This window comes from Escherichia sp. 93.0816 (assembly GCF_013368855.2).
In the GTDB taxonomy this organism is placed as follows: Bacteria; Pseudomonadota; Gammaproteobacteria; order Enterobacterales; family Enterobacteriaceae; genus Escherichia; species Escherichia ruysiae.
The window spans coordinates 1-317 of record NZ_JABWNC020000093.1; the positions used below are offsets into that span (position 1 = coordinate 1).

The 317-nt window shown below is 52.7% G+C and carries 1 tRNA gene; it reads right to left on the reverse strand.

Annotated features, from left to right (window positions below):
- Positions 1–170: 170 nt before the first annotated feature.
- Positions 171–255, reverse strand: a tRNA-Tyr gene (locus HEM79_RS22425).
- Positions 256–317 lie beyond the last annotated feature (62 nt).

The window sequence follows — 317 nt, forward strand, 5'->3', positions numbered from 1 at the left end:
AACCCGCATCATCAGCTTGGAAGGCTGAGGTAATAGCCATTATACGATGCCCGCATCCTGGAACTCGGCTACCTGATTTTCATTCTGCACTGAATATCGAGAGAAGCTCTCTTTATTCGAGCCGGTAAGCGAACTTATCGTCTCGGGCTACGCCATCGCGTGGCCGAAATTGGTGGTGGGGGAAGGATTCGAACCTTCGAAGTCTGTGACGGCAGATTTACAGTCTGCTCCCTTTGGCCGCTCGGGAACCCCACCGGACTTGATGGTGCCGACTACCGGAATCGAACTGGTGACCTACTGATTACAAGTCAGTTGCT